The organism is Bradyrhizobium sp. CER78, from assembly GCF_029846235.1.
In the GTDB taxonomy this organism is placed as follows: domain Bacteria; phylum Pseudomonadota; class Alphaproteobacteria; order Rhizobiales; family Xanthobacteraceae; genus Bradyrhizobium.
The window spans coordinates 34428-59345 of the sequence record NZ_JARVWP010000006.1; the positions used below are offsets into that span (position 1 = coordinate 34428).

The following is a 24918-nucleotide window of genomic DNA, read 5'->3' on the forward strand; positions in this document are numbered from 1 at the left end:
CGGCTCCCACCAAAATATCGAAAACAACCCCATGCAAAGGAGCCGGCGGCCATCGCGACCGCCTGAGTGGCGCTCAATTGGCGCAATATCCCCGGGCAAAAGTTCGGAGGGCATGTCACGTTTCGACGCGCTGCCTTGCCTTAGCCTCTGTAATGGCAGCAGCAGAGGACACTTGCATCCTATCGGAACCGACGGCGGTCGCACCCTGGTCGCGATCGTCTATCATAGCGCCTACGGCCATACCCGGCGCCAGGACGGTGAAGGTCGTTTGGATAATGAACAGCCGAGCACGCGTCGCCTCGGGGCAGGTTGTAGGCGCGGTGCTCGGCTGTCAGGCCGCGCGGCGGTGCGGCCATCCCCGCAGGCTTCACTCACCCCCATGAGCGAGGCCGCCGGAGTCAAATCTCGCCTGTTGCTAAATCCGCGCTGTCGAATGGAGTGCGTTTCGCCAAAGGGCAAATGCGACGAAGCCTGCCAGCAGCACAAAGCCGCCACCGACCGCGATCAATAAATGCGCGAACGTCATTTGGAACATCCCAATTGTGAAGCATCATGCGGCGCGAGATGCGCCGCAATCTGGCAATCAAATGCACTTCAGGAATTGATTTGCCCCGCCGGCCGCCGCCGGACAGCCCGAAAGGTGGCTGGCACTGCGCTCTGCCCACCCTTCGATTTCAGAGAGACTGCCGAGCCACTCGGCTCTCGCCTCTCATCGTGCGGTTCGTCACACCGCTCAACTGTCACGAGGATAATCGATAAAATTTTATCGACAATCGAAAGGAAAAATTAAGGTTACCGGCCCGGCTCCCGCCAAAATATCGAAAACAACCTCATGCAAGGAGCCCCCGGCCTCCGCGCCAGCCGGAGCGGCGGTCAACTGGAGCAATGTCCGCCGGACGAAAGGTCGTTTCGATGCGCTGCCTTGTCTTAACCTCTGCAATGGCAGCAGAGGACATCACGCACACTAGCGGGACCGGCGGCGGTCGCATCCTGATGGCAATCGTTTATCATGACGCCTACGCGCCGTACCGGGCGCCAGCATCACAAGCCAAGATAGCCGCGCAAGGTCTTCAGGCTCTCCCGCTCAACCAACCTGATGCCGGCAAAGGCAGCTGGCGACCGGCCAAGCTAGTCTCGACATGACGGATCCAGCCGATCATCAACTTCGGTCGTCATCACCGAACCGTCCGCCTCGAACAGCCCGACCGCTCCAGACGGTGAAGTCGCGACGTCGAAGCCGAGCGGTCCGCAAGTAATCATGCAAAAATCGTAAGCCGAGCGCTGATCGTTTCCCATCAGAAACTGATAATGGATCTGCATGAAGTTGAAGCGATGACGCCTGAAGCGCATCGGACTTATCATTGAATGTATTTGGACGCGCCGAATCCTCGGGTGGCCACCTGAATGGTCTCGACTGACGCGTTTCAGAGTGACGGGGTCGAAGCGATAGAAACTGATTGCGTCATCTCGTGCCTGGTATTCTACCCAGTCTATCGCCGGCGTTCCGGCCACGAGTTGCGCCGCTTCCCGTATTTGGCCGCCCATCGGATGCAGCGCGAATTTAGGAATAGTGGCGCCTACCGTGAGAATGCATAGCTTGGGTCCACACGTTTCGAGCAGAGTATCCGATTTCAGCGCGCGCGCCACCGCTGCAATTGAGAGTGCTGCGCCAAGGGAGTGGCCAACAATCAGAACTTCATCAACTTCTGCGGCCCCGACCGTTCTTGATATCCGGTTCGCAAAAGCGTCGAGCCGCTTATCAAGTTCGCTTTTCTGCCCGTAAAGAAATTGGTGGGAGAAAATGGCATCATCGAGAATGTGATTTATCCTGCGCTTTGGTCCGATCCAGAGCATTGCGCCGACGAAGATCGCCAGCGACAAAAAAAATCCAAGCAGTAGCTCTATCCAAAATGCAGCGTGTATGAGCCTGATCAACAGGAATGACAGCCCCACGCTGCAAAATGCGATCAAGAGCAAACAGCAATATGGAAAGATGAAAAAGACAGCATACTTCCAGCTTGCGACCGCATATCTGAATATCGTTCCCGTTACGATGAAATCGAATAGCGCTTTCAAGGATTGAACGAGACGAGGCACGAAGCCGACTTTCGAATCGCACCGGATGAGATCATCCCAGCGAAGCATTTCGAAGGTGACGTGAGTTTTCCAGTTTGGCCCCCATGCTTCCAGGCTGCATGAAGCACTGATTGCAGACGCGTTCGATATTTCCGACGGCCGTGAAGAGGCACCCCAAATCTTTTGGAAGCTCGAGAGCGAGAGCCGCAAGCGTTTGACCTGCTCTTCGGGGGTGATTGGATCGTAACCACCAATGTGGAAGACGTGCCGTCGTCGGATCATCCAGCAACTCGAATTCTGTAAGATATTTGATCGGCGCTCATTCTGTGAAACGGAAATGAATGGACACTTTGGCGGCACTCCTCGTTGACCGCAGCCCTTGGTGAACCCGACATGGATGATGCGGATCTCGGCCTCTAAAATTACCACTTCGTGCGCGGGGTGGCACTCGTTGAGTTTGGCTTCGAGCAAAAAAATGCAGGGGAGTCATTGACCGTGGAGGGACCCTGATGGTCACGGCACGATCGCTTTCTTCGTGTGGCAAATCCGCGACAGTGAGCCAATTGCGCGCCTCAACGCGGTTTTCGAAACCGTTCATGATTGTCACGATTCGTAACTCTGATTTAATGCGGCTCGACCTGAGGTGGCGAGGATTCTGACAATGGAGAGATTGCGTTACAGCGCGGCGCTCATATGCGCCGGCTTAACGGTTCTTTTTGCAAGCAGCTTGCTTTCAAACAACGGGGCTCAAGCGAGGCCCGGAACGGCGGTGGCGCTTAGATCGACAAATTCGCCCGCTCGACTGCAGTCCTATGCGGCGCACGTTTATTTATTCCGCGGGCTATTGAACGTCTTTTCTTTGGGCATGGACGACCTTGCCGCCCAGCTGCAAGCGGCTGGCGTTGCCGCGGCGGTCGCAAATCACACCCAATGGAGAAGCGTCGCCGACGACATCACCGTGAAATATAGAGCCGGCCAGCGCGGGCCTATCATCCTGGTGGGACACTCCCTTGGTGCAGATGCCGTGATGTCCATGGCAGAGTACCTTGGCCAAATGGGCGTGCCGGTTGCTTTAGTTGTTCCATTCGACGGAACGTCGTCGCATATGGCATCGGCCAACGTAGGGCGCGTTCTGAATCTGTACAAAAATGAAAGCGTTAGAATAAGTCGCGGACCCGGCTTCCGCGGCGAGCTGACGAACTTTTATGTTCGTGATGTAAACATCACTCACTTCAACATCGATAAAGACGCGGCGTTGCATAGCATGGTTATACGAAAGATAAGGGCAATCGGATCGGCTGTCGCGCGCCCACGAAGACATCCGGGTCCCTCGAACCCGGTTTCACTAGCAGCCCAACCTTCGACGAACTCTTAGCATACCGCCCAAAAGACAGTTTGAAGTTGGTGTTGACGCAAAATGTGAGGCTTTAAGTTCGGTCCCTGCAGGAGCCCGGTGTCGGTGTTGTTTTTCTTTAGCACTTCAAGCGGGGAGAGGCAGTCAGTGACGCCATTTAGAAAACTCTCAGTCGCCATCGCCATGTATTGCGTGGCGACCGTGGGCGCAGCCTTCGCAAAGCCGATTCATATCGTGGCGGTCGGCGCAAGCAACACCCAGGGCTGGTACGTTGGGAAGCAAGGCGCTTACCCGGCCAAGCTGGAAGCCCTTCTGAGAGAGAGGGGCATCAACGCGAGCGTCGCCAATGCCGGAGTTCCCTTTGACACCACCACTGGCATGCTCAAGCGCATTGATAGCGACGTGCCAAAGGGAACCGACATCGTAATCTTGCAGCCTGGAGGCAACGACAGGCGCTTCCTTGTCACGAAGGAGCAGCGGGCGGCCAACATCGCTGCGATGGAGCGGCGGCTCCATGATCGCGCCATCAAAGTCATTTTGTACGACGAAGAGATTCCTGCGCAGTATTACGCCTTCGACCTCATTCACCTCACGGATGCCGGGCATGCCTTCATAGCGTCGCAGTTGCTCCCGCGAGTGTTGGAGATAGATCGGAGAGCCACCGTGGCTTCGCCGCGCGCGAGATAGCGAGATAGAAAGAGCTTTGCCATGCCGACCGGTGTGGCGTTGGCAGTCCCTCGGTCGCAAACCATTGGCCGGACACGGGAACGCACAAGAATGCCTCCGTCGATGCTCTTCTCAACGGCTGCCATTTGAGACAGCTGAATGCGATCATAACGGTCCGACCGTCTCAAAGGAGCGAACCCGGCAACGCATCCGCCCTGGATCCACCTGTCGGACTGCCAACTAATCGGTGGAAACGACCCGCAGGCCCTGTATGATTACTCCGTGCCGGTCTGTGGACCTGTTTTTGTCAGATCTCGGACGCTCGCCAAGGATGGTACCCTTTCGATGATCGGCAAAGATGGCGCGCCAGCGAAACACGCGCGTGGTCTGCGATGACACCCGGTATTGCCAAGTTCGTGTTCGTGATGATGGCGGTCGGTTGGTACCTCATCCGCTACAGATACGCGCGTCGTTCTCGCCGTGAAAAAGTCGCAAGGACCGGCCGAGGTAGGCGCGAAAACACCCTGCTGCTGATATCGCTCACGGGTCTTGGCATTGTGCCGCTCGTCTATATCGCAACGGCCCTGCCTCATTTCGCATCATACGCCTTCCGGCCAGCTCAAGCCTGGCTGGGTGTTCTGGTCGCGGTTGCGGCGCTGGTCATGTTCCGGCTGACCCACCGAGCTCTTGGTCGGAATTGGTCCGTAAGCCTCGACGTGCGGGAAAATCATCGCCTGATCACAGACGGTATCTATCGGAGAATCCGCCATCCTATGTATACCGCGTTCTGGCTTTGGGCTGTTGCTCAGGCATTGCTGCTGCCGAACTGGGTGGCTGGTTTCGCTGGCCTGATCGGATTTGGAACCCTGTTTTTCGGGCGGATTGCCAAAGAAGAGCAGATGATGGTGGACACGTTCGGCGACGAGTATCGCCAGTATATGGCCCGGACCGGACGCCTTTTGCCGAGGCTGTTCTGAGCCGGTTACCGGTCACAAGGCTACGCTCGCCGATCTCGCGGATACTCATCCAAAGCAAAAATCTCGTGCCGTTTTTGCCACACTCGGCAAGGAAACGACCGCGCAACCGCCAGTTTCGCTACAGTGTTAATTACGCCATGGCCGTTAGAGGGTAGGCTGTTCATGTTCACGCTATCCATCTCGGAGATCACGATGTTGAAGTTCCTGGTTGCTGGAGTTGCGACGTTCGGTTTTGTGGCTGCCGCCAGCGCGGCAGACCTTCCCCATCCGCAGCCGGTTACTGCTACGGCTCCGGTTGGCAAGATGCCGATCGGCAAGTATCCGGTCGGCAAGTACCCCGTCGGCAAGTACCCGGTCGGAAAAGCTCCTGCCCCGATCGTAACGAAGGGTTAGCTCGAGGATCGCTCAGACAGCGCCCCCTTCAGTTTTGCTGAAGGGTGCTGCTTGGGGCAGACTACCCTTGTGAGGGCTTGAACGTGGCAGAATCCAATCGGAAACGGTGCGGCTTGCGGCTGCTTGCCGGAATTGGTGTCATTGTGGCTTCCGTGACTTTGGAGGCCGGCATCAGCAATGCGCAGCAATTGGCTGCGCAAACGGATCAAGCGCCGCTGCAGCAGGACAAGCCGCGGAAACCGTCGTCGAGGCAGGCTGTGGCAGCAGCCGTCGCTGGTCCAAACGGTCCCGCTTCCGAAGCAGCCGCGAAGCCGGTTCGAAGGTCTTCGGTCAAAGGACCGTACTACGTCGACTTTCGTGCCCGCACAGCGGCTTCTTACGGGCACGCGTTTGTCTGGTACGGCAAGACAAGCGAGAAGCAGGTCGAGGTCGCGGGGCTGCACCCGGCGGGCGATGTACTGCCTTATGTGCTGGGACATCTTACCTGGGTGCCCTCCGAAACCGGAGCAAGCTACGGTGACCTTGACGAGCAGTATTTAACGGCCAGCTATCGCGTTTACTTGAGCGAGGCCGACGCGAAGAAGGTTTTCGCGTACATCAAGCACCTCCAGGCGACCTCGCCTGTTTGGAATGCGGAAACGACCAATTGCACGGCCTTTATTGGTCGCATAGCTAACTTCATGGGTCTGAAGGCTCCATTCCACTTGTTGAAGCCTGAGGAATACGTGAACCAGTTGAGAGAGTTGAACGGCGGACGCCAAACGGCGCAGTTGGCTGCTTCGGATCAATAGTTCTCTCGCCCGGCTTCATCACCATCGAGGACGACCTTGTCCAAGCGACCGCCTTGCAGGTCGAAGGCGAGCGAATTGTTGCTGTTTATGTGACCCGCAATCCCGACAAGTCGCAGAACGTGCCTGACGTGACGGGATGGCGAAACTGACCGTTCAGCGCGCCCGATAGCGATAGACGAGATCGTCGGGATCTTGCCTCGGCACCGACGGATCTGGCACGCCGCCCAACCGTTTCGCCACCGCGGCCGACATCGCATTGTCAGGCGCCACGTAGCTGACCAGCGTCGGCAGCTTTAGCGTCGCAAAGGCCCAGTCGCGCAATGCGCGCGCCCCCTCGCTGGCGTAGCCGTGTCCCTCATGCCCGTCATAAGCAGCCAGCCGAGCTCCTGCTCCGGAAACAGCGGCCCCGTGGTTGATGCCGACCTGGCCGATTCACTGCTTCGACGCCGTGAGCTCGACATCAGCGCGCCATGGCCGAACAGGAGCCAGCACGCCAGGTCGTGGCAAAACATCCCCCATGCCGCGCGGGCCTCGAACGGTCCGCCCATGCCGGCCGATCGGGGCGAGGTTGTCACCCATGTCTTAGGTACGTTCTGTTACTTATGTGTCCGGGCTGGACAGTTGGCGAGTGGCGGAGAGGGAGGGATTCGAACCCCCGATAGGCTTGCACCTATGCCGCATTTCGAGTGCGGTGCATTCAACCACTCTGCCACCTCTCCAGTGGCCCGGGTGATTTGCGCCACCCGCGGTCGGGGCGTGTTCTAGGCGAGGTTGGCGGGACAGACAAGGCGCTGCAATAATATTTCCGTCACTAGCATGATCCGGAAAAGTGGAAACCGGTTTTCCGAAAGATCATGCTCAAACAAGGAGATGAGATCATGATGCGATTCCGTGGAAACGCATCATGATCTGGCGCCTCATACCACCGAAACACCGGGCCAGCGTGAGAAAGTGCGCGGAAACAAGGCGCTAGCGGGACACCGCGGGTTCGGTCGGCGCATGCGCTAGCCGGAAGCTGCAGGAGCGGACCATGGATCATGCAACGATTCGAGCCAACGGCGCGGCATTCCACGTCGCGCGGACCGGGAGCGGCCCGCCGCTGCTGCTGTTGCACGGCTGGCCGGAATTCTGGCTGACCTGGAAGCCGGTCATGGCGCGGCTCGCCGACCGTTACACCCTGATCGCGCCCGATTTGCGCGGGTTCGGCGACAGCAACAAGCCGCAAGGCCCTTACGGGCCCGATCAGCATACCGACGACATGCTGGCGCTGCTGGATGCGCTCGGCATCGAGAAGGCCGGCGTGGTCGGTCACGACGTCGGCGGTGCCGTGATGCAGCCGCTCGCCCGCAAGGCGCCGGAGCGCATCGCGGGGCTGTTCTTCTTCGATTTCGTCTATCCCGGCATCGGGCCGCGGATGGCGGCGCCGGACCGGCTGAACCACATCTGGTACCAGTCGTTCCACCAGATGGAGATGGCGCCCGCGCTGGTCGGCGCCAACAGAGACAGCTGCCGCACCTATATCGGCCATTTCCTGCACAACTGGACGCATCGCAAGACAGCGTTCGACGACGTGATCGAGGATTTTGCCGACAACTTCTTCAAGCCCGGCAACCTCGCCGGCGGCTTTGCGCATTATCGCGCCTCACACGCCGGGCGCGTGAAGATGATGCAGGGCGAAGCGCCCGCGTTGCCGCCGATCGCGGTGCCGACCTGCATCCGCTGGGCCGAGCACGATCCGCTGTTTCCCTACGAATGGACCGACCGGCTCGGCGAGACGTTCTCCAATCTGGACCTGAAGATGTTTCCCGATGTCGGGCATTTCCCGCATCGCGAGGACCCCGATCGCGCCGCCGCCGAGATCGCCGGCTTCTTCGCGCGGATCAATTGGAAGTAGAAAGTGGTGGGACCGCCAGGACGCGACAAAAACTGGCGGTCCCGTGCCGCTTTTCAGTATTGCTGGCCGGGAAGTGCGGCTTCGCCGGTCGGCGGGAGCGACACGACCCACGGTAGCGGCCGGCACCGAAACGGCAACGCGAAGCCGATCTTAACCTAACCGATCAACCTTACCGCGCGATCGCAGAAGCGCGGAGTTCAGGCGTCGGCCTTCTTGGCTTTCCTGGCCTTTTTCTCGCCGTTGTCGTCCTCGTCGTCCGTGTCCTTCTCGGCCTTCTTCTCGCCCTTGCCGTTGTCCTTCCTGCGATTGGTGTAGCGGGCATTGCCGAGCCCGGTTCCGATCGTCAGCACGCCCCAGCGCGTGACATCCTGCATGAACGGGACCTCGGCCAGCCCCTGCGCCACGCCGTCATTATGCATCACGATCGCGGTATCATGATCGCCGATCTGCGGGATCGCCTCGACCAGGCTCGCCGGCAGGTTGAACTTGCTGCTCTCCCAATTGCCCGGCAGGTTCTGCGCGCCCTTCTCGATTCCGCCGTCCTCCTTGATGACGCCGGGACAGGCGATGCCGATGAACGGCGCGAGCCGGAGATTCTCCTTTTCGGCTTCGGCGATCAGATCCTTCAGCATCTTCACCAGCCGCTTCACCGCGCCCTCGCGCGTCGGCTCGTCATCGGCGTGGCGCCACAGTTCCGATTTCCAGACCGCCGCCTTGGACAGATCCGGTGCCTTCTTCCAGCGCGTCTCGACGACGCCGCAGCGGATATTGGTGCCGCCGATATCGACGGCGAGCACGCCGTCATGGGCCTCGAAGATCCACGATGGTGCCAGATGCAGCGTGCCGATCAGCCCGGCATCGTCAGGATGAAAGCGGATCGGCACCAGGTCGACCTTGAAGTCCTCCGACTTCAGGATGATGTCGGTGCGCGCGATGGCGAGCTCGCCGAGCCTGGAGTCGCGGAAGCCGCCGCCGACCACGATGCGCTCGGTCTTGGCCCAGGCCTTGGTGTTGAGGAAGCGCCGCGTCACATAGGCGAGCTCCTGCGCGAACTCCTCGATCGCGCTGTGCACGACGGCGGAGGCCTCGGTGTCGTCGCCGACCAGCATCTCATCGAGCTTCTTCTTGCTGATCCTGTCCGACGGCTCGTCGCCGAACGGATCCTCGCCGGATTTGCGCAGCGGCTTGCGCCAGCGGTCGAAGATCTTGCGGAACGCGCCCTTGGAGGCGCGATCGCCGAGAAAGCCCTCGTCGTCCTTCAGCTCGATGTTGAAGCTGTCGATGTCGACGGATGGCAGCCGCGCGGCACCGTGGTGCGCGATGCCCGTGGTCAATCCAGCGTCTTCAGCCATTCGCCTGCCCGCTTGAGGTTCCCAGCACTAACAATCAGGAACTCAAATGGTTGCGTCCCGCGCGGCGGCGTTCGGCCGGGCGCGGGACGCAATTTCGCATAGACCGCAGAATGGTCTCAGGCCACCCTCACCCCGTAACGCGCAGCAGGCGCGCTGCGCGACAGGTTCGGCATCAGCTTCTGCCGGGCGGCCTCATAGGCCTGCCAATCCGCAGCCTCCGGCAGCGACGGCACGGTGAAGACCTCGCCCTGGTCGAGGCCGGCGAGCGCGGCATCGACCATGTCCTCGGCCTTCATCACGATCTCGCCGGGCAGATGCGCGACCGGCGTGCCGGCGATGTCCCAGAACTCGGTGGCCGTGGCGCCAGGCAGCACCGCCTGCACCCGGACGTTCTTGTCCTTCAGCTCGTGCTGCAGCGAATGGGTCAGCGCCAGCACGAAGGCCTTGCTGCCGCCGTAGACGCCGTTGAGCAGCTCCGGCTGGACGCCAACGACCGAAGCGATGTTGACGATGGTGCCGCCGCCGCGCGCGACGAGCCCCGGCACCGCGGCGTAGGTGAGGCGCATCAAGGCGTCGACATTGAGCGCGATCATGTCGCTCATCTTGTCGACGTCGGATGCGAGCAGCGGCGCGGTGGCGCCGACGCCGGCGTTGTTCACCAGCACGCTGATGCCGGCATCGCTGCGCAGAATGGATTCGATCCGCGAGACATCGGCACGCTTGCTGAGGTCGGCGGCGACGATCTCGATCGATCGGCCGGTCTCCGCCGCAAGACGCTTGGCGAGCCCATCGAGGCGCTCGCGGTTACGTGCGACGAGGATCAGATCGTAGCCACGCCGTGCGAGCCGGTCCGCATAGATGGCACCGATTCCGGACGACGCACCGGTCACCAGCGCCGTTCCTTTGGCTGACTTGGTCATGTTGGTCTCCTGTTTGACCCTGGACGGCCGGTTTGGCCGTTGAGCAGGTTCTACAGAGCCCCTTGTATGTCTCAAATGTCATATATACACCTTTTTAGGACATCGATTGCCGCCGGAGGGTTCCATGAAGGAAATCGGCTTCGTCATTTTCCCTGACTTCCAGGTGATGGGCTTCACCGCCATCACGGCCTTCGAAGTCGCCAATCTGATCGCGGGCGAGCCGTTCTATGAGGTCACGCTGCTGTCGGAGAATGGCGGCCCGGTGCGTTCATCCGCCGGCTTCAATGTCGAAACCGAAGCCTTCGGCGAGCGCAGCTTCGACACGGTGTTCATCGGCGCCGGCCACGAGCTGCATCCGGCATCGCCGAAGCTGATCGGCTATATTCGCCGCGCCATGACGGCATCGCAGCGGATCGCCGCGCCCTGCATCGGCGCCTTCTCGCTGGCCGAAGCCGGCCTGCTCGACGGCCGGCGCGTCTCCACGCACTGGCAATTCGCCGCCGAATTGCAGGCCCGATTTCCCGGGCTCAAGGTCGAGCAGGACCGCATCTACATCATCGACGGGCCGATCTGGACCTCGGCCGGCATGACCGCGACGATCGATCTGGCGCTGGCGATGGTCGAGCATGACCTCGGCGTCGAGGTCGCACGGTCAGTGGCGCGCAAGCTCGTGGTCTACCACCGCCGCACCGGCGGTCAGTCGCAGTTTTCCGCACTGCTCGAGCTCGATCCAAAATCCGATCGCATCCAGAACGCGCTCCACTATGCCAAGGCGCATCTGCGCAACGAGCTGTCGGTGGAGGAATTGGCCGAGGTGGCACGGCTCAGCCCGCGCCAGTTCAGCCGCGCCTTCCGCGCCGAGACCGGCCAGTCACCTGCCAAGGCGATCGAGCAGCTGCGGGTCGAGGCCGCTCGCGAATTGATCGGTGACGGCCGCCATTCGATGGACGAAATTGCCGGCGAGACCGGCTTTGCCGATCGCGAGCGGATGCGGCGGGCGTTCCTGCGGGTGCTGGGCCAGCCGCCGCAGACCATCCGCCGCCACGCCCGGGCCGCCGCGCAAACCGCGGCCTGAGCCGGCAATCCGGGCCGAAATCGCGCCAAACCCTTCATTTTTGGCCGGTTTTTGCCCCGCTTTACCTTGACTCTCCGCGGTTTGCGGCTATAAGTCCGCCCATCCGGCGCGGGGATTTCTCGCGCCGATTGTTTTTGTGCGGGCCATTTGGGAATTCATTCCCTTTCGCGCGAAACACATAACCCATAGCGACTGAACAAAAAGCCGACCCGGACCATCGGTCCGAGGCCGGAACCGAACACGAAGGAATCAAACGATGTTCGCAGTCATCAAAACCGGCGGCCGGCAGTACCGTGTCGTTCCGAATGATGTACTCGAGATTGGCAAGATCGCCGGCGATGTCGGCACGATCGTGCAGCTAGGCGAAGTTCTGGTGCTCGGCGGTGACACGCCGGTGCTGGGAACGCCCACCGTGGCAGGCGCGACCGTTGCGGCCGAAGTGCTGCAGCACAAGCGCGGCGCCAAGGTGATCGCGTTCAAGAAGCGTCGCCGCAAGAATTCACGCCGCAAGCGCGGTTATCGCGACGAGCTCACGGTGCTTCGCATCACCGAGATCCTCGCCGATAACGCCAAGCCGACCATCGGCCCGCGGCCGAAGAAGGAAAAGGTCGCAGCGCCCGCCGATGGCGAGGACGCAGCACCGAAGGCGACCAAGAAGAAGGCGCCCGCAAAGGCGCCGGCCGCGAAAAAGGCTCCGGCCAAGAAGGCCGCGGCCAAGGCTTAAGAAGAAGTGATCACCGCGCTTCAAGTTGTGAAGCGTGACCAAACGTGAAATGATTCCGTCAAGGAATTGATCTAGAGATCAAAGCGAAGTCGGAGACGAGCCATGGCTCACAAAAAAGCAGGCGGTTCATCGCGCAACGGACGTGATTCCAAGGGCAAGCGCCTTGGCATCAAGGCGTTCGGTGGCGAGCGCGTGATCCCCGGAAACATCATCGCGCGTCAGCGCGGCACCACCTGGCACCCCGGCCTTAATGTCGGCATGGGCACCGATCATACTCTCTTCGCCAAGGTCGAGGGTCATGTCGAGTTCCGTGCCAAAGCCAACGGCCGCACATTCGTATCGGTTATCCCGATGGCGCAGGCGGCCGAGTAGACGGTGGACACACATGAGTCCGCCGGGTCCTGTTGAACCGGCGGAGCAGCAAAGAGCTCCAAGGGGAGGCGGGATGACCGGCCTCCCCTTTTTGTTGCGCGCGATCCGGTTCGACCGCGCGTGACGTTCCAAGCGTTGCGTATCGATTATCGCATCACAGGAGCTCGACATGTTGCAGGACATCCCGACGCCGACCTTACGCGAGGCAAGAGCTTGCGTCCTCGAGACCGAACGGCTGACATTGCGCAAGCCGACGCTCGCGGACGTAAAAGCAATCGCACGCCTCGCCAATGATCGCCGCATCGCGGAGAACACCCGCCGCCTGCCGCATCCCTATACCCAGGACGATGCCATCGACTTCGTGCGCGCGCTCGGCGCCGGCGGCCGCGAGACCGTTTTCCTGATCGAGAACAACCACACGCCGATCGGCATGGTCGGCATCGACTGGCGCGAGGAGACATCGGCCGAGCTCGGCTACTGGCTCGGCGTCGACTATTGGGGCCAGGGTTTTGGCACCGAAGCCGCGCGCGCGGTCATCGATTATTTCTTCGAGGAATTCGATCTCGACCAGCTGATCGCGGGCGCCCGCGTCGTCAACCCGTCGTCGCGCAACATCCTCGAGAAGTGCGGCTTCCAGTGGAGCGGCGTCGAGCTGCACCGCTTCGAGGCGCTGGGCTCATCGAGCCCGGTCGACGCCTTCCGCCTGTCGCGCGGCGTCTGGACCTCGCTGAAGCGCTGGAACAACTCGGTCCGGCGGGAGAGCTGAGGGTCGTCACCCTCCCCTGGAGGGGGAGGGTCGCTGGGCATGCAGCGAAGCGGAATGCGCAGCGGGGTGGGGTGATCTCTCCACCCGGGCACTGTTGGATGAGGAGAGACCTTCACCCCACCCCGCCTCACATTTCGCTGCGCTCAATGTGATCTGACCCTCCCCCTCTAGGGGAGGGTGCGCCTTACGCAGGTGGATTCACCGAGGAATCTCCGCGTCCGAGCTGCTGCTCGCGCACGAAGATGTAGAGACCGGCCGCGATAATGATCGCGGCGCCGACGATCGTGGCCCAGGACGGCACGTCGCCGAACACCACGAAGCCGAAGATCACCGCCCAGACGATCATCGAATACTGGTACGGCACCACCACGCTCGCCGGCGCGAGCTTCAGCGAGCGGTTCACGCAGAGCAGCGCCGCGACCGAGATGATGCCGGCGGTGAAGAACAGCACGAGGCTGCCGGCCGACGGCGTCACCCAGCCGAACGGCGACAGCACGAGGCCGAGGATGAACGTGCCGCCGAACTGCGAGCTCGCCAGCACGATATCCGGGGTTGCGCGCAGCGAGCGCGTAATCAGCATCAGCACCGCAAACGACAGACTGCCGCCAAGCGCGATCATCGCCGGCCAGCTGATGGTCTGCGCCGATGGCCTGAGCGCGATCAGCACCCCGCAGAAGCCGACCAGGATCGCGGTCCAGCGCCGCCAGCCGATGTGCTCGCCGAGCACGAGGCCCGACATCGCGGTGACGAAGATCGGCCCGGCGAGGTAATAGGTGATGACGTCGGCGAGCGGCAGATAGACCGTCGCCAGGAAGAACGCCGCGACCTCCAGCGTCGACAGCGTGACGCGCAGCAATTGCAGCCACGGCCGCTCCAGATGCAGGAAATCCGCGCGCCGCTTCCACACGATCGGCAGCAGCACCAGCAGCGCCGCGCAGGCGCGCAGCCACAACAATTGCCCGACCGAATAGGTGGCGACGATGAATTTGCCCATCGCATCGCCGAACGAGAACATGAAGATCGACAGCAGCATCAAGGCGATGCCGGCGAGCCGCGCCGATCGATCGTCGTAGGAGGACAGTTTTGCGAACAGGCTCATTGTTCTCTTGTTATCACCGCCTCTGAGTCGGGCAGGTGCTCGGTTTTACCGACGTGGCCGTGCAGGACAACCCCGGTGGCGGCAGATCGAACCAATTGTCGCAGTGCGGTCCCTGCGCTACCGGTAGGCCAGCCATTCAAGAAACAGAGCAGGAAACGCCGCATGAGCGACTTCGACCCCACCCAGCATCGCATGGTCCCCGCGCAGCGCTGGTTCGAGGATTTCGTGCTCGGCGAGCGCTTCGTGATTCCGAGCCGGACCCAGACCTCGGCGGTATTCGCCGCGTTCCAGACCGCGAGCGGCGACACCCATCCGATCCATTACGACGTCGAATATTGCCGTAGCCGCGGCATGCCCGATTTGCTCGCCCACGGCTTCCAGACCCTGGTGCACACCGCGCCCGGCGCGGGCCTGTTTCCCTATGTCGTGGAGGAGTCGCTGGTCGGCTTCCTGGAGCAGTCGAGCAAGTTCCTGAAGCCGGTCTATGCCGGCGACACCATTTACCCGGCGCTCGAGGTGATCGAGCTGTCGCCGGGCAAGACCACCGGCGTCGTGACGCTGCGCTCCACCGTGCACAACCAGCGCCGCGAGCTGGTGCTGGAGGGGATGCAGAAATTCCTGGTCCGGCGGCGGCCCTCTTAGGCGCTTGGGCCGCAAAAAGGCCCGAAAATTAAGGCTTTTCGCTGAAGTCAGGGCCTTTCCGGGTTGCCGCCGCGGCCACCCTGCCCTAACTAGTGAAAATCATGAAATTCCTCGATGAAGCCAAGGTCTATATTCGCTCGGGCGACGGCGGCAATGGCTGCGTCGCGTTCCGGCGCGAGAAGTTCATCGAGTTCGGCGGCCCCTCCGGCGGCAATGGCGGCCGCGGCGGCGACGTCATCATCGAGTCCGTCGACGGGCTGAACACGCTGATCGACTACCGCTACCAGCAGCACTTCAAGGCGCAGAAGGGCGGCAATGGCATGGGCAAGGACCGCCATGGCGCCAACGGCAAGTCGATCGTGCTGAAAGTGCCGGTCGGCACCCAGGTTTTCGACGAGGACCGCGAGACCCTGCTGCACGACTTCACCGAGCTCGGCGAGACCTTCGTGCTGGCCAAGGGCGGCAATGGCGGCTTCGGCAACGCGCATTTCAAATCCTCGACCAATCGCGCGCCGCGCAACGCCAATCCCGGCGCGCCGGGCGAAGAGCGCTGGATCTGGCTGCGGCTGAAGCTGATCGCCGATGCCGGCCTGGTCGGCCTGCCCAATGCCGGCAAATCGACCTTCCTGTCGGTGGTCAGCGCGGCGCGGCCGAAGATCGCCGACTATCCCTTCACCACGCTGCATCCGCAGCTCGGCGTCGTGAATTACGGCGGCCGCGAATTCGTGCTCGCCGACATCCCCGGCCTGATCGAAGGCGCGCATGAAGGCGCCGGCCTCGGCGATCGTTTTCTGGGCCATGTCGAACGCTGCCGCGTGCTGCTGCATCTGATCGACGCGACCTGCGAGCATGCCGGCAAGGCCTACAAGACGGTGCGCACCGAGCTCGAAGCCTATGCAGGCCAGCTCGCCGACAAGATCGAGATCGTCGCGCTCAACAAGATCGACGCGGTTGCGCCCGATGAGTTGAAGAAGCAGAAGGACCGCCTGAATCGGGCCGCGAAGAAGACGCCGCTGCTGCTGTCAGGCGCGACCGGCGAAGGCGTGCCGGATGCGCTGCGCGCGCTGGTTGACGTGATCGGCGAGGCGCCGGTGTCCAACAAGGCCAAGGGCGGCCAGGCGGAGCCGTGGGCGACGCCGGTGCCGCAGGGTTGACGGCATCTCGACTTCCCGAGCCACTTCACGTCCAAGCCACTTCACGTCCATGCCACCTCGTGGCGCCTCTTGCTTCCACCTTCCCGCTCAGACCGAACCCATGAAACGCCCCGCGCTCAAGAACTTTCGCCGCATCGTCGTCAAGGTCGGCTCATCGCTGCTGGTCGACTCGCAGGCCGGCGAGGTGCACGCATCGTGGCTGGCCGCATTGGTCGAGGACATCGCCAAACTCCACAAGCGTGGCTGCGAGGTCATGGTGGTGTCGTCGGGCTCGATCGCGCTCGGACGCAGCCGCCTGAAGCTGCCGCGCGGCCCGCTGAAGCTCGAGGAGAGCCAGGCTGCCGCGGCGGTCGGCCAGATCGCGCTGGCGCGGATCTGGTCGGAGGTGCTCGGCCATCACGGCATCGGCGCCGGGCAGATCCTGGTGACCTTGCAGGACACCGAGGAGCGCCGCCGCTATCTCAATGCGCGCTCGACGATCGCGAAGCTGCTGGAATGGGGCGCGGTGCCCGTGATCAACGAGAACGACACGGTTGCCACCACCGAGATCCGCTACGGCGACAATGATCGCCTTGCCGCCCGCGTCGCCACCATGGCGAGCGCGGATCTGTTGATCCTGCTGTCCGATATCGACGGCCTCTACACCGCGCCGCCGGCGGTCGATCCCGACGCCAAGCTGATTCCGGTGGTCGAAAGCATCACTTCGGAGATCGAGGGCATGGCCGGCTCCGCCGGCTCCGAACTGTCGCGCGGCGGCATGACCACCAAGATCGAGGCGGCGAAGATCGCGACCACCGCCGGCACTCACATGCTGATCGCCTCCGGCAAGATCGAGCATCCGCTGCAGGCGATCGCCGACGGCGGCCGCTGCACCTGGTTTCTCACCCCGGCCAATCCGGTCACCGCGCGCAAGCGCTGGATCGCGGGCTCGCTGGAGCCGAAGGGCACGCTGACCATCGATGCCGGTGCGGTGGCGGCGCTGCGCGCCGGCAAGAGCCTGCTGCCGGCCGGCGTTGTCAGGGTCGACGGCCAGTTCGCCCGCGGCGATGCCGTGGTGGTGCGCGGCCCCGACACCCATGAGATCGGCCGTGGCCTCGTCGCCTACGACGCCGAGAACGCCGAGAAGATCAAGGGCCGCTCCTCGCCTGACGTGATGACCATTCTGGGCATCAGCGGCCGCTCCGAGATGATCCACCGCGACGACCTCGTGATCGGCCCGGCCGGGGCGATCCCGGCCAAGTAGGGCATCGGTAGGCCATTGGCCGAGCGGGGCGGCCTGCCGCCCACCTGCCATGCCGGTTCCGCGCCTCGCCACCCCTCAATTGCCATGCTAGAACATGGCCTTAGAGCATGATCGAAGTGCTCAAACGAAAGCTGGGACTTCCATGACCGCGCCCCTGAAGGCGATCGACGGCAACGCCGATCTCGCCGCCTTGATGACCGACCTCGCCGCCAAGGCGCGTGCCGCCGCGCGCGTGCTGGCGCTGGCGCCGCCGGAGCAGAAGAACCGGGCGCTCGCCGCAATCGAACGCGCGATCCGCGCCAACGCGCCGGCAATTCTCGCCGCCAACGCCGAGGACGTTGCGGAAGCGCGTGCGGGCGGCATGACCTCGGCCTTCGTCGACCGCCTGACACTGACGCAGGCGCGCGTCAACGGCATGGCCGACGGCGTTGCGACCGTGCGCGAGATCATCGATCCGGTCGGCGCCGTCACCGAAAGCTGGCAGCGCCCGAACGGCATGACCATCGAGCGCGTGCGCGTGCCGCTCGGCGTGATCGGCGTGATCTTCGAAAGCCGCCCCAACGTTGCCGCCGACGCCGGCGTGCTGTGCCTGAAGTCCGGCAACGCCGTGATCCTGCGCGGCGGCTCCGACAGCTTCCGCTCCTGCCGCGCGATCCATCAATGCCTGGTGCAGGGCCTGCGTGAAGCCGGTCTGCCCGAGGCTGCGATCAGCCTGGTGCCGACCCGCGACCGCGCGGCCGTCGGCCTGATGCTGACCGGATTGAACGGCGGCATCGACGTGATCGTGCCGCGCGGCGGCAAGAGCCTGGTCGGTCGCGTCGAGGCGGAGGCGCGCGTTCCGGTGTTCGCGCATCTCGAAGGCGTCAACCACATCTACGTCGATGCCAGTGCCGAGCTCGACATGGCCAAGTCGGTCGTGCTGAACGCCAAGATGCGCCGTCCCGGCGTCTGCGGTGCCGTCGAGACCCTGCTGATCGATCGTGGCGCTGCCGCGACCAAGCTGAAACCGCTGGTCGCGTTGTTGATCGATGCCGGTTGCGAGGTGCGCGGCGACGACATCGTGCAAGGCGCCGATGCCAGGGTGAAGCCCGCGTCCGACGAGGACTGGACCACCGAATACGAGGACGCGATCATCTCGGCGAAGATCGTCGACAGCCTCGATGAAGCGATCGCGCATATTCAAAATCACGGCTCGCATCACACCGATGCGATCGTGACCGAGGATGCCGCGGCCGCGCAGAGATTCCTCAACGAGGTCGATTCGGCGATCGTGCTGCACAACGCCTCGACCCAGTTCGCCGACGGCGGCGAATTCGGCTTCGGCGCCGAGATCGGCATTGCCACCGGCAAATTCCACGCCCGCGGCCCTGTCGGCGCCGAGCAGCTGACGAGCTTCAAGTACCGCGTCCACGGCACCGGGCAGACACGGCCGTGATCATTGTCGCACGCACACGGTAGATCCTTGCAGCAAGCTTCCACCGTGCCGTTATCCGCAGCCCAGGCGCTTCCGTTCTACACCAACGGCATGCGCATCGGGCTGCTCGGCGGCTCGTTCAATCCGCCGCACGCCGCGCATCGCGCGATCAGCCAATTCGCGCTGAAGCGCCTGCAGCTCGACCGTGTGTGGTGGCTGCTGACGCCGGGCAATCCGCTGAAGAACCATGACGGCCTGCATGCGCTCAACGAACGCGCCGCCGCCGCGCGCCGCGTTGCCGACGATCCGCGCATCGACATCAGCTGTCTCGAAGCTGTCATCGGCACGCGCTACACTGTAGACACGATCATCCACTTGCGCCGCCGCGTCTCCGGCGTGCACTTCGTCTGGATCATGGGCGCTGACAATCTCGCGCAATTTCATCGCTGGAAAGATTGGCGGCGCATCGCGTCCGATGTGCCGATTGCCGTGATCGACCGACCGCCCCAAAGCTTCCGCGCCCTTGCCGCACCGGCGGCGCAGGCACTCACGCGCTATCGCATGCCCGAAAATCAGGCGACACGGCTGGCCGACCAACGGGCGCCAGCCTGGGTCTTCCTGACAGGAATGAAATCCAATCTGTCTTCGACCGGACTCCGGAACCCGGACGGGAGCTGGAGAACGGCGTGAAGCGCAAAAGGGTTACTGGAATATTGAAACCATTAACCCCACATGCGTAATATGGTGCGTGGGGCCGAGGGATTCGGCACCCGCGATACAGTGAAAGGAATGGTCCCTGGCCACATCTGTATTGTCAAAGTCTGTTTTACCCAAGGTTCCAAAGACTGCGCGTAAAACATCGACGAAAACCGCGGCCTTGCAGGCGCAACCGGACGCCGACAAACCGGATGCCAACAAGACGCTGAGCCTGATCCTCTCCCGCCTCGAGGACATGAAGGCGGAAGAGACGGTCACCATCGACCTTCGGGGCAAATCCGCATATTCCGACTACATGATCGTCACCACCGGCCGGGTGAACCGGCACGTTGGCGCGATCGCGGAAAATGTGACGAAGAGCCTCAAGGAAAACGGGGTCAAGAACATCCACGTCGAGGGCTTGCCCAATTGCGACTGGGTGCTGATCGATTCCGGCGAGGTGATCGTGCACGTGTTCAGGCCTGAGGTGCGCGAGTTCTACAACCTCGAGCGGTTGTGGACTCAGAACCCGGCGGTCGCGGCGGTCTAAGGGGTACGAGGCCGATGCGAATCGGCAGCAGCGCAGCTAGTCTGCGTTGATGCGCCTCGTCGTCATCTGCATCGGCCGCCTGAAACAGGGCCCTGAACGGGAGCTCGCGGAGCGCTACCGTGAGCGCTTCGAGGATATCGGCCGCAAGCTCGGCTTTCGCGGCTTGGACATTCATGAGATTGCGGAGAGCCGCGCGCGCGACGCGGCCGCGCGCATCGCGGAAGAAGCTGCGGCGATCGCGGCGCTGCTGCCTGACAAGCACATGCTGGTCGCGCTCGACGAACGCGGCAAGAGCATCGACAGCGCAAGCTTTGCGCAGCAGCTCGGCCGCTGGCGCGACGAGGGGGCGGCGCATACGGCCTTCGTGATCGGCGGCGCCGACGGACTTTCGCCTGAATTGCAGCGCAAGGCTTCGTTGCGTATTGCATTCGGCTCCGCGACCTGGCCGCACCAAATGGTCCGCGTCATGCTTCTGGAACAGATTTATCGGGCCGCGACCATTTTGGCCGGCCATCCCTACCATCGCGCGTGACGCGGTGACGGATAGACAACAGCGCTGAACAGCTCGGATGCAGCACAAGCGGGACAAGTTTTTCGATCTTCGCGCCACGCGACGACGCTGGCTGTCCGCACCATTGCCGCTGTCGCTTGCGCTCCTCGTCGCATCGGCACATGCACAGGCCCCATCTCCGACGCCGCAGCCTGCACCGCCGTCACAGCAGGCCGCGACGGCGGAGACATCGCCCGACGCCATCAAGCAGCGCGAGCAGGAGCTCGAGGCCGCGCGCGAGCAGCAGCGCAAGGCGACCGAGTTGCAGGAGAAGCTGAAGGCCGACATCGCCGCGATGGGCCAGGACCGCAGCAAGCTCAATCAGCAGCTGATCGACATTGCCGGCCAGGTGCGCGGCGTTGAGACAAGGATCGCCGACGCCGAAGCACGGTTGCAGCCGCTCGACGGCCGCGAGCGCGAGATCCGCAGCTCGCTGGATTCACGCCGCTCCGAGGTGATCGAGGTGCTGGCCGCCTTGCAGCGCGCCGGGCGGCGCACCCCGCCGGCGCTGCTGGTGCGGCCCGAGGACGCGCTGCAATCGCTGCGCACCGCGATGCTGCTCGGCGCAGTGGTGCCGGAATTGCGCGTCCGCGCCGAGAAGCTCGCCGCCGATCTCGGTGAACTGGTCGCGCTGCGCAAGACCATCTCGACCGAGCGCGACGCGCTGGCGGCCGACCGCGACAAGCTCAGGGAGGACCAGACCCGGCTTGCGGCGCTGGTCGACGAGCGGCAGCGGCAGCAGAGCGCAGCCGAAAAGGACATGGAGGCCGAAGGCGCCCGCGCCATCGCGCTGTCCAAGCAGGCCGACAATCTGCAGAGCCTGATCGCCAAGATGGAGCAGGACCTCAAGAGCGCGGCCAAGGCCGCCGCCACGGCCAGCCTCCAGGGGGCGCCGGCGACCGTTAACGGTAAACCCAATCTCGGGGCGCTCAAGGACCCGGCGCGCATGAGCCCGGCGGTCGCCTTCGCCTCGGCCAAAGGCCTGTTCTCCTATCCCGTGAATGGCACCAAGATTCGCGAATTTGGCGGTTCCGACGGCGCGGGGGGCGTACAAAAAGGCATTTCTTTGGCAGCCAAAACGGGCGCGCAGGTCACAACCCCGTGTGACGGCTGGGTTGTTTACGCGGGTCCTTTCCGCAGCTATGGACAACTCTTGATCCTCAATGCCGGGGGCGGGTATCATGTCCTGATCGCCGGGATGGAGCGTATTTCGGTAAACATCGGCCAGTTTGTACTTACGGGGGAGCCGGTTGCGACCATGGGGTCGACGTCCCAAGTTGCATCCATTCTCGCGACCAATGCGAGCCAGCCAGTGCTCTATGTCGAGTTCCGGAAAGACGGCACTCCAATCGATCCAGGCCCATGGTGGGCCACAAGTGAAGGCGAAAAGGTTCGCGGATGATGCGCAAGACTTCGGTAATTCTCCTTAGCGCCGCCACCGGCGCGGCCCTGACGCTTTTCGTCACGCAGCCCCGCGCTGTGCTGATGGGATCGAGCGCGCGCGCCGCGACGTCGGACACCTACCGCCAGCTCAATTTGTTCGGCGACGTGTTCGAGCGTGTGCGCAGCGACTATGTCGAGAAGCCCGACGACTCCAAGCTGGTCGAATCCGCGATCTCGGGCATGCTGTCCGGCCTCGATCCGCATTCGAGCTACATGGATGCCAAGAGCTTCCGCGACATGCAGGTGCAGACCCGCGGCGAGTTCGGCGGCCTCGGCATCGAAGTCACGATGGAAGACGGGCTGATCAAGGTCGTCTCGCCGATCGACGACACCCCGGCCTCGAAGGCCGGCATCATGGCGAACGACATCATCACCACGCTCGACGACGAGGCGGTGCAGGGCCTGACGCTGAACCAGGCCGTCGAGAAGATGCGCGGTCCGGTCAACACCAAGATCAAGCTCAAGATCATCCGTAAGGGCCAGGACAATCCGATCGACGTCACGCTGGTGCGCGACAACATCCGCGTCCGCTCGGTGCGCGCGCGCGTCGAGGCCGACGACATCGCCTATATCCGCATCACCACCTTCAACGAGCAGACCACCGAAGGTCTGAAGAAGGAGGTCGCCAACCTGCAGGGCCAGATCGGCGACAAGCTGAAGGGCTACATCATCGACCTGCGCAACAATCCCGGCGGCCTGCTGGAGGAAGCGGTCACCGTGTCCGACTCCTTCCTGGAACGCGGCGAGATCGTCTCGACGCGCGGACGCAATGCCGAGGAAACCCAGCGCCGCGCCGCGCATCCGGGCGACCTCACCAAGGGCAAGCCGGTCATCGTGCTGATCAACGGCGGCTCGGCGTCGGCCTCCGAAATCGTCGCCGGCGCGCTGCAGGACCACAAGCGTGCGACGCTGGTCGGCACCCGCTCGTTCGGCAAGGGCTCGGTGCAGACCATCATCCCGCTCGGCTCGGGCAACGGCGCGCTGCGCCTGACCACCGCGCGCTATTACACGCCGTCGGGCAAGTCGATCCAGGCCAAGGGCATCGTGCCCGATATCGAGGTGCTGCAGGACGTGCCGGACGAGCTGAAGGCGCGTACCGACACCAAGGGCGAGGCTTCGCTGCGCGGCCATCTGAAGAACGATGGCGACGAGAAGACCGGCTCGCAGTCCTATGTCCCGCCGGACGCCAAGGACGACAAGGCGCTGAAGATGGCCGACGACCTGCTGCACGGCATCAAGTCGACCTCGAACGCCACGCCGGTACCGGCCGGTGACAAGGCGCCCGGTGACAAGGCCGCTGCCGACAAGCCGGCCAACAAGTCCGCGAACTGATCCAATCCAATCCAATCGTCTAGGCGAACAGGGCGGCCCTCGGGCCGCCCTTTTTGCTTTCGGCATCCACCACCGTCCGTGCTTTGCCGGGGAGGCCGGCGCGCGGGAATGCACCGCATCGTGCTATCGTTCGCGCTGTTGATTCGGGGAGGGGCATGGCAGAAGCGGCCGACGAACTGAGCACGCCGCTTGGGCAACAGACCGCGGGCAGGACGCGCCGTTTCCGCCTGCCCTTCACGGCGATGCAGGCGCTCGCCGTGCTGCTGGGGCTGGTGCTGGTCGGTTTCGTTGGCGTTGCGTTGTTCAACGACAACCCGCTCGGCGGCGAGCCGATGGCCCGCATCACTCTCCTTAATCCCCCACCTGCATCCGCCGACGACAAGCACGCCCCGGCCGAACCGGCGGTCAAATCCGCCGCCAAGGCACCGGCCGCAGCCGGCGACGCCAAGAATGACGCGAAGAATGACGCGAGGACGGTCACCATCATCGACGGCTCGAGCGGCAAGCGCCAGGACGTGGTGATCGGCGCCGGCGACCTGGCGGCTGAGAAGGCTGACGGCGACGCGCCGCCGCTCGCGATGACCGGCATCGACCCGCGCCTGCTGGAAAAGTCGCGCTACGGCATGATCCCCGTGGTCGCCGACGGCCTGAAGCCGTTCACGGTCTATGCGGCCGAGGCCGACCGCGCCAAGGCGGCCCGGATGCCCGTGGTGGCCGTCGTGGTCGCCGGCCTCGGCGTCGGCGCCGCCAAGACGGCCGATGCGATCATGAAGCTGCCGCCGGCCGTGACGCTCGCCTTCACGCCCTATGGCGCCGACCCCGGCAAGCTCGCGGAACGCGCCCGGGCACAGCGCCACGAGATCCTGCTGCAGATCCCGATGGAGCCGTTCGACTATCCCGACAACGATCCGGGGCCGCAGACCCTGCTGACCACGTTGAGCAGCGAGCAGAACCTCGACCGGCTCTATTGGCACCTCAGCCGCCTGCAGGGCTATGCCGGGATCGCCAATTTCATGGGTGCCCGCTTCGTCGCGACCGATCCCGTGATGCAACCCATCGTGCGCGAAGCGGCCAAGCGCGGCCTGAGCTATTTCGACGACGGTTCCACCCCGCGCAGCGTGGCGCAGAACCTCTCCGCCGGCCAATCGCTACCATTCGCCAAGGCCGATTTCGCCATCGACGCCGTGCCGACCTCGGCCGAAATCGACCGCGCGCTGGTCAAGCTGGAAACGATCGCCAAGGAGCGCGGCACCGCCGTGGGCGTCGCCTCGGCGCTGCCGGTCTCGATCGAGCGGCTCGGCGCCTGGCTCAAGACACTGGATTCCAAGGGCATTATGCTTGTGCCATTGACAACGGCGATGCTGAAATCAAAATCGGGCTAAAGATCAATCTGTTGGTGCAGCATGACCTAGCCGGGGGGCCGGGTCTGATGGCA

Annotated in this window: 24 protein-coding genes, 1 tRNA gene and 1 pseudogene; 20 read left to right on the plus strand and 6 right to left on the minus strand. The window is 63.2% G+C overall.

Annotated elements, in window-relative coordinates:
* Nucleotides 1-1128: 1128 nt before the first annotated feature.
* Nucleotides 1129-2358 carry an alpha/beta hydrolase gene (locus QDT69_RS14250; protein ID WP_279707156.1) on the minus strand — a complete coding sequence of 410 codons (1230 nt, stop codon included), beginning with the start codon at nucleotides 2356-2358 and terminating at the stop codon, nucleotides 1129-1131.
* 379 nt (nucleotides 2359-2737) lie between these two features.
* Here QDT69_RS14250 and QDT69_RS14255 point away from each other — a divergent pair, with 379 nt between their 5' ends.
* The 5 genes from QDT69_RS14255 (at nucleotide 2738) to QDT69_RS14275 (ending at nucleotide 6257) form a co-directional block, all read left to right on the plus strand.
* Nucleotides 2738-3451, plus strand: a complete 714-nt coding sequence (locus QDT69_RS14255) for a hypothetical protein (RefSeq protein WP_279707157.1) — start codon at nucleotides 2738-2740, stop codon at nucleotides 3449-3451.
* 126 nt (nucleotides 3452-3577) lie between these two features.
* Entirely contained in the window at nucleotides 3578-4117 is a 540-nt protein-coding gene (locus tag QDT69_RS14260; RefSeq protein ID WP_279707158.1) for a GDSL-type esterase/lipase family protein, read from the plus strand.
* A gap of 371 nt (nucleotides 4118-4488) precedes the next feature.
* The gene (locus QDT69_RS14265; RefSeq protein WP_279707159.1) at nucleotides 4489-5073 is read left to right on the plus strand and encodes a protein-S-isoprenylcysteine O-methyltransferase; all 585 of its coding nucleotides are present in this window, start codon (nucleotides 4489-4491) and stop codon (nucleotides 5071-5073) included.
* A 192-nt stretch (nucleotides 5074-5265) separates the two neighbouring features.
* Nucleotides 5266-5466: a hypothetical protein gene (locus QDT69_RS14270; RefSeq protein ID WP_057020971.1), complete on the plus strand. Its 201-nt coding sequence runs from the start codon at nucleotides 5266-5268 to the stop codon at nucleotides 5464-5466.
* 113 nt (nucleotides 5467-5579) lie between these two features.
* Complete coding sequence (locus QDT69_RS14275; protein WP_279707160.1) at nucleotides 5580-6257, plus strand: hypothetical protein; 678 nt, start codon at nucleotides 5580-5582, stop codon at nucleotides 6255-6257.
* A 153-nt stretch (nucleotides 6258-6410) separates the two neighbouring features.
* On the opposite strand, the pseudogene QDT69_RS14280 reads toward QDT69_RS14275, so the two are convergent.
* A pseudogene (locus QDT69_RS14280) lies at nucleotides 6411-6823 on the minus strand (GNAT family N-acetyltransferase); the annotation flags it as partial.
* A gap of 63 nt (nucleotides 6824-6886) precedes the next feature.
* A tRNA-Ser gene (locus QDT69_RS14285) sits at nucleotides 6887-6976 on the minus strand.
* 311 nt (nucleotides 6977-7287) lie between these two features.
* On the opposite strand from QDT69_RS14285, the gene QDT69_RS14290 reads away from it, so the two are divergent.
* Entirely contained in the window at nucleotides 7288-8151 is an 864-nt protein-coding gene (locus QDT69_RS14290; RefSeq protein ID WP_279707161.1) for an alpha/beta hydrolase, read from the plus strand.
* A 197-nt stretch (nucleotides 8152-8348) separates the two neighbouring features.
* On the opposite strand, the gene QDT69_RS14295 is transcribed toward QDT69_RS14290, so the two are convergent.
* The gene (locus QDT69_RS14295; RefSeq protein ID WP_279707163.1) at nucleotides 8349-9503 is read right to left on the minus strand and encodes an ROK family protein; all 1155 of its coding nucleotides are present in this window, start codon (nucleotides 9501-9503) and stop codon (nucleotides 8349-8351) included.
* A gap of 116 nt (nucleotides 9504-9619) precedes the next feature.
* Nucleotides 9620-10423, minus strand: a complete 804-nt coding sequence (locus QDT69_RS14300) for an SDR family oxidoreductase (protein ID WP_279707165.1) — start codon at nucleotides 10421-10423, stop codon at nucleotides 9620-9622.
* 124 nt (nucleotides 10424-10547) lie between these two features.
* Here QDT69_RS14300 and QDT69_RS14305 point away from each other — a divergent pair, with 124 nt between their 5' ends.
* From QDT69_RS14305 to QDT69_RS14320, 4 genes are all read left to right on the plus strand, one after another.
* Nucleotides 10548-11498 carry a GlxA family transcriptional regulator gene (locus QDT69_RS14305; RefSeq protein ID WP_279707167.1) on the plus strand — a complete coding sequence of 317 codons (951 nt, stop codon included), beginning with the start codon at nucleotides 10548-10550 and terminating at the stop codon, nucleotides 11496-11498.
* A 256-nt stretch (nucleotides 11499-11754) separates the two neighbouring features.
* Entirely contained in the window at nucleotides 11755-12222 is a 468-nt protein-coding gene (gene rplU / locus QDT69_RS14310; RefSeq protein WP_279707169.1) for a 50S ribosomal protein L21, read from the plus strand.
* Nucleotides 12223-12324: 102 nt separating this feature from the next.
* Nucleotides 12325-12594 carry a 50S ribosomal protein L27 gene (gene rpmA / locus QDT69_RS14315; RefSeq protein ID WP_021080922.1) on the plus strand — a complete coding sequence of 90 codons (270 nt, stop codon included), beginning with the start codon at nucleotides 12325-12327 and terminating at the stop codon, nucleotides 12592-12594.
* 169 nt (nucleotides 12595-12763) lie between these two features.
* A complete protein-coding gene (locus QDT69_RS14320) occupies nucleotides 12764-13360 on the plus strand; it encodes a GNAT family N-acetyltransferase (protein WP_279707170.1) in 597 nt (198 codons plus the stop codon).
* A 184-nt stretch (nucleotides 13361-13544) separates the two neighbouring features.
* Here the strand turns inward: QDT69_RS14320 and QDT69_RS14325 are convergent, their stop codons facing one another.
* Nucleotides 13545-14459, minus strand: coding sequence for a DMT family transporter (locus tag QDT69_RS14325; RefSeq protein WP_279707171.1), 915 nt, complete (start codon nucleotides 14457-14459; stop codon nucleotides 13545-13547).
* Between the two features lie 162 nt (nucleotides 14460-14621).
* On the opposite strand from QDT69_RS14325, the gene QDT69_RS14330 reads away from it, so the two are divergent.
* The 10 genes from QDT69_RS14330 (at nucleotide 14622) to QDT69_RS14375 (ending at nucleotide 24865) form a co-directional block, all read left to right on the plus strand.
* Complete coding sequence (locus QDT69_RS14330; RefSeq protein ID WP_279707172.1) at nucleotides 14622-15101, plus strand: MaoC family dehydratase; 480 nt, start codon at nucleotides 14622-14624, stop codon at nucleotides 15099-15101.
* Between the two features lie 101 nt (nucleotides 15102-15202).
* Entirely contained in the window at nucleotides 15203-16255 is a 1053-nt protein-coding gene (obgE, locus tag QDT69_RS14335) for a GTPase ObgE (RefSeq protein ID WP_279707173.1), read from the plus strand.
* A 100-nt stretch (nucleotides 16256-16355) separates the two neighbouring features.
* Nucleotides 16356-17498, plus strand: coding sequence for a glutamate 5-kinase (gene proB, locus QDT69_RS14340; protein ID WP_279707174.1), 1143 nt, complete (start codon nucleotides 16356-16358; stop codon nucleotides 17496-17498).
* A gap of 142 nt (nucleotides 17499-17640) precedes the next feature.
* A complete protein-coding gene (locus tag QDT69_RS14345) occupies nucleotides 17641-18933 on the plus strand; it encodes a glutamate-5-semialdehyde dehydrogenase (RefSeq protein WP_279707175.1) in 1293 nt (430 codons plus the stop codon).
* Nucleotides 18934-18978: 45 nt separating this feature from the next.
* Nucleotides 18979-19602 carry a nicotinate-nucleotide adenylyltransferase gene (locus QDT69_RS14350; protein ID WP_050424280.1) on the plus strand — a complete coding sequence of 208 codons (624 nt, stop codon included), beginning with the start codon at nucleotides 18979-18981 and terminating at the stop codon, nucleotides 19600-19602.
* A 187-nt stretch (nucleotides 19603-19789) separates the two neighbouring features.
* The gene (gene rsfS, locus QDT69_RS14355; protein ID WP_016847840.1) at nucleotides 19790-20158 is read left to right on the plus strand and encodes a ribosome silencing factor; all 369 of its coding nucleotides are present in this window, start codon (nucleotides 19790-19792) and stop codon (nucleotides 20156-20158) included.
* A 49-nt stretch (nucleotides 20159-20207) separates the two neighbouring features.
* Entirely contained in the window at nucleotides 20208-20690 is a 483-nt protein-coding gene (gene rlmH / locus QDT69_RS14360) for a 23S rRNA (pseudouridine(1915)-N(3))-methyltransferase RlmH (RefSeq protein ID WP_279707176.1), read from the plus strand.
* Between the two features lie 37 nt (nucleotides 20691-20727).
* A complete protein-coding gene (locus tag QDT69_RS14365) occupies nucleotides 20728-22110 on the plus strand; it encodes a peptidoglycan DD-metalloendopeptidase family protein (RefSeq protein WP_279707177.1) in 1383 nt (460 codons plus the stop codon).
* On the plus strand, nucleotides 22107-23483 hold the full coding sequence (locus QDT69_RS14370) for a S41 family peptidase (protein ID WP_279707178.1): 1377 nt from the start codon (nucleotides 22107-22109) through the stop codon (nucleotides 23481-23483). The genes QDT69_RS14365 and QDT69_RS14370 overlap by 4 nt, the downstream gene beginning before the upstream one ends.
* Nucleotides 23484-23638: 155 nt before the next feature.
* Entirely contained in the window at nucleotides 23639-24865 is a 1227-nt protein-coding gene (locus QDT69_RS14375; protein WP_279707179.1) for a divergent polysaccharide deacetylase family protein, read from the plus strand.
* The last annotated feature ends 53 nt before the right edge of the window (nucleotides 24866-24918 follow it).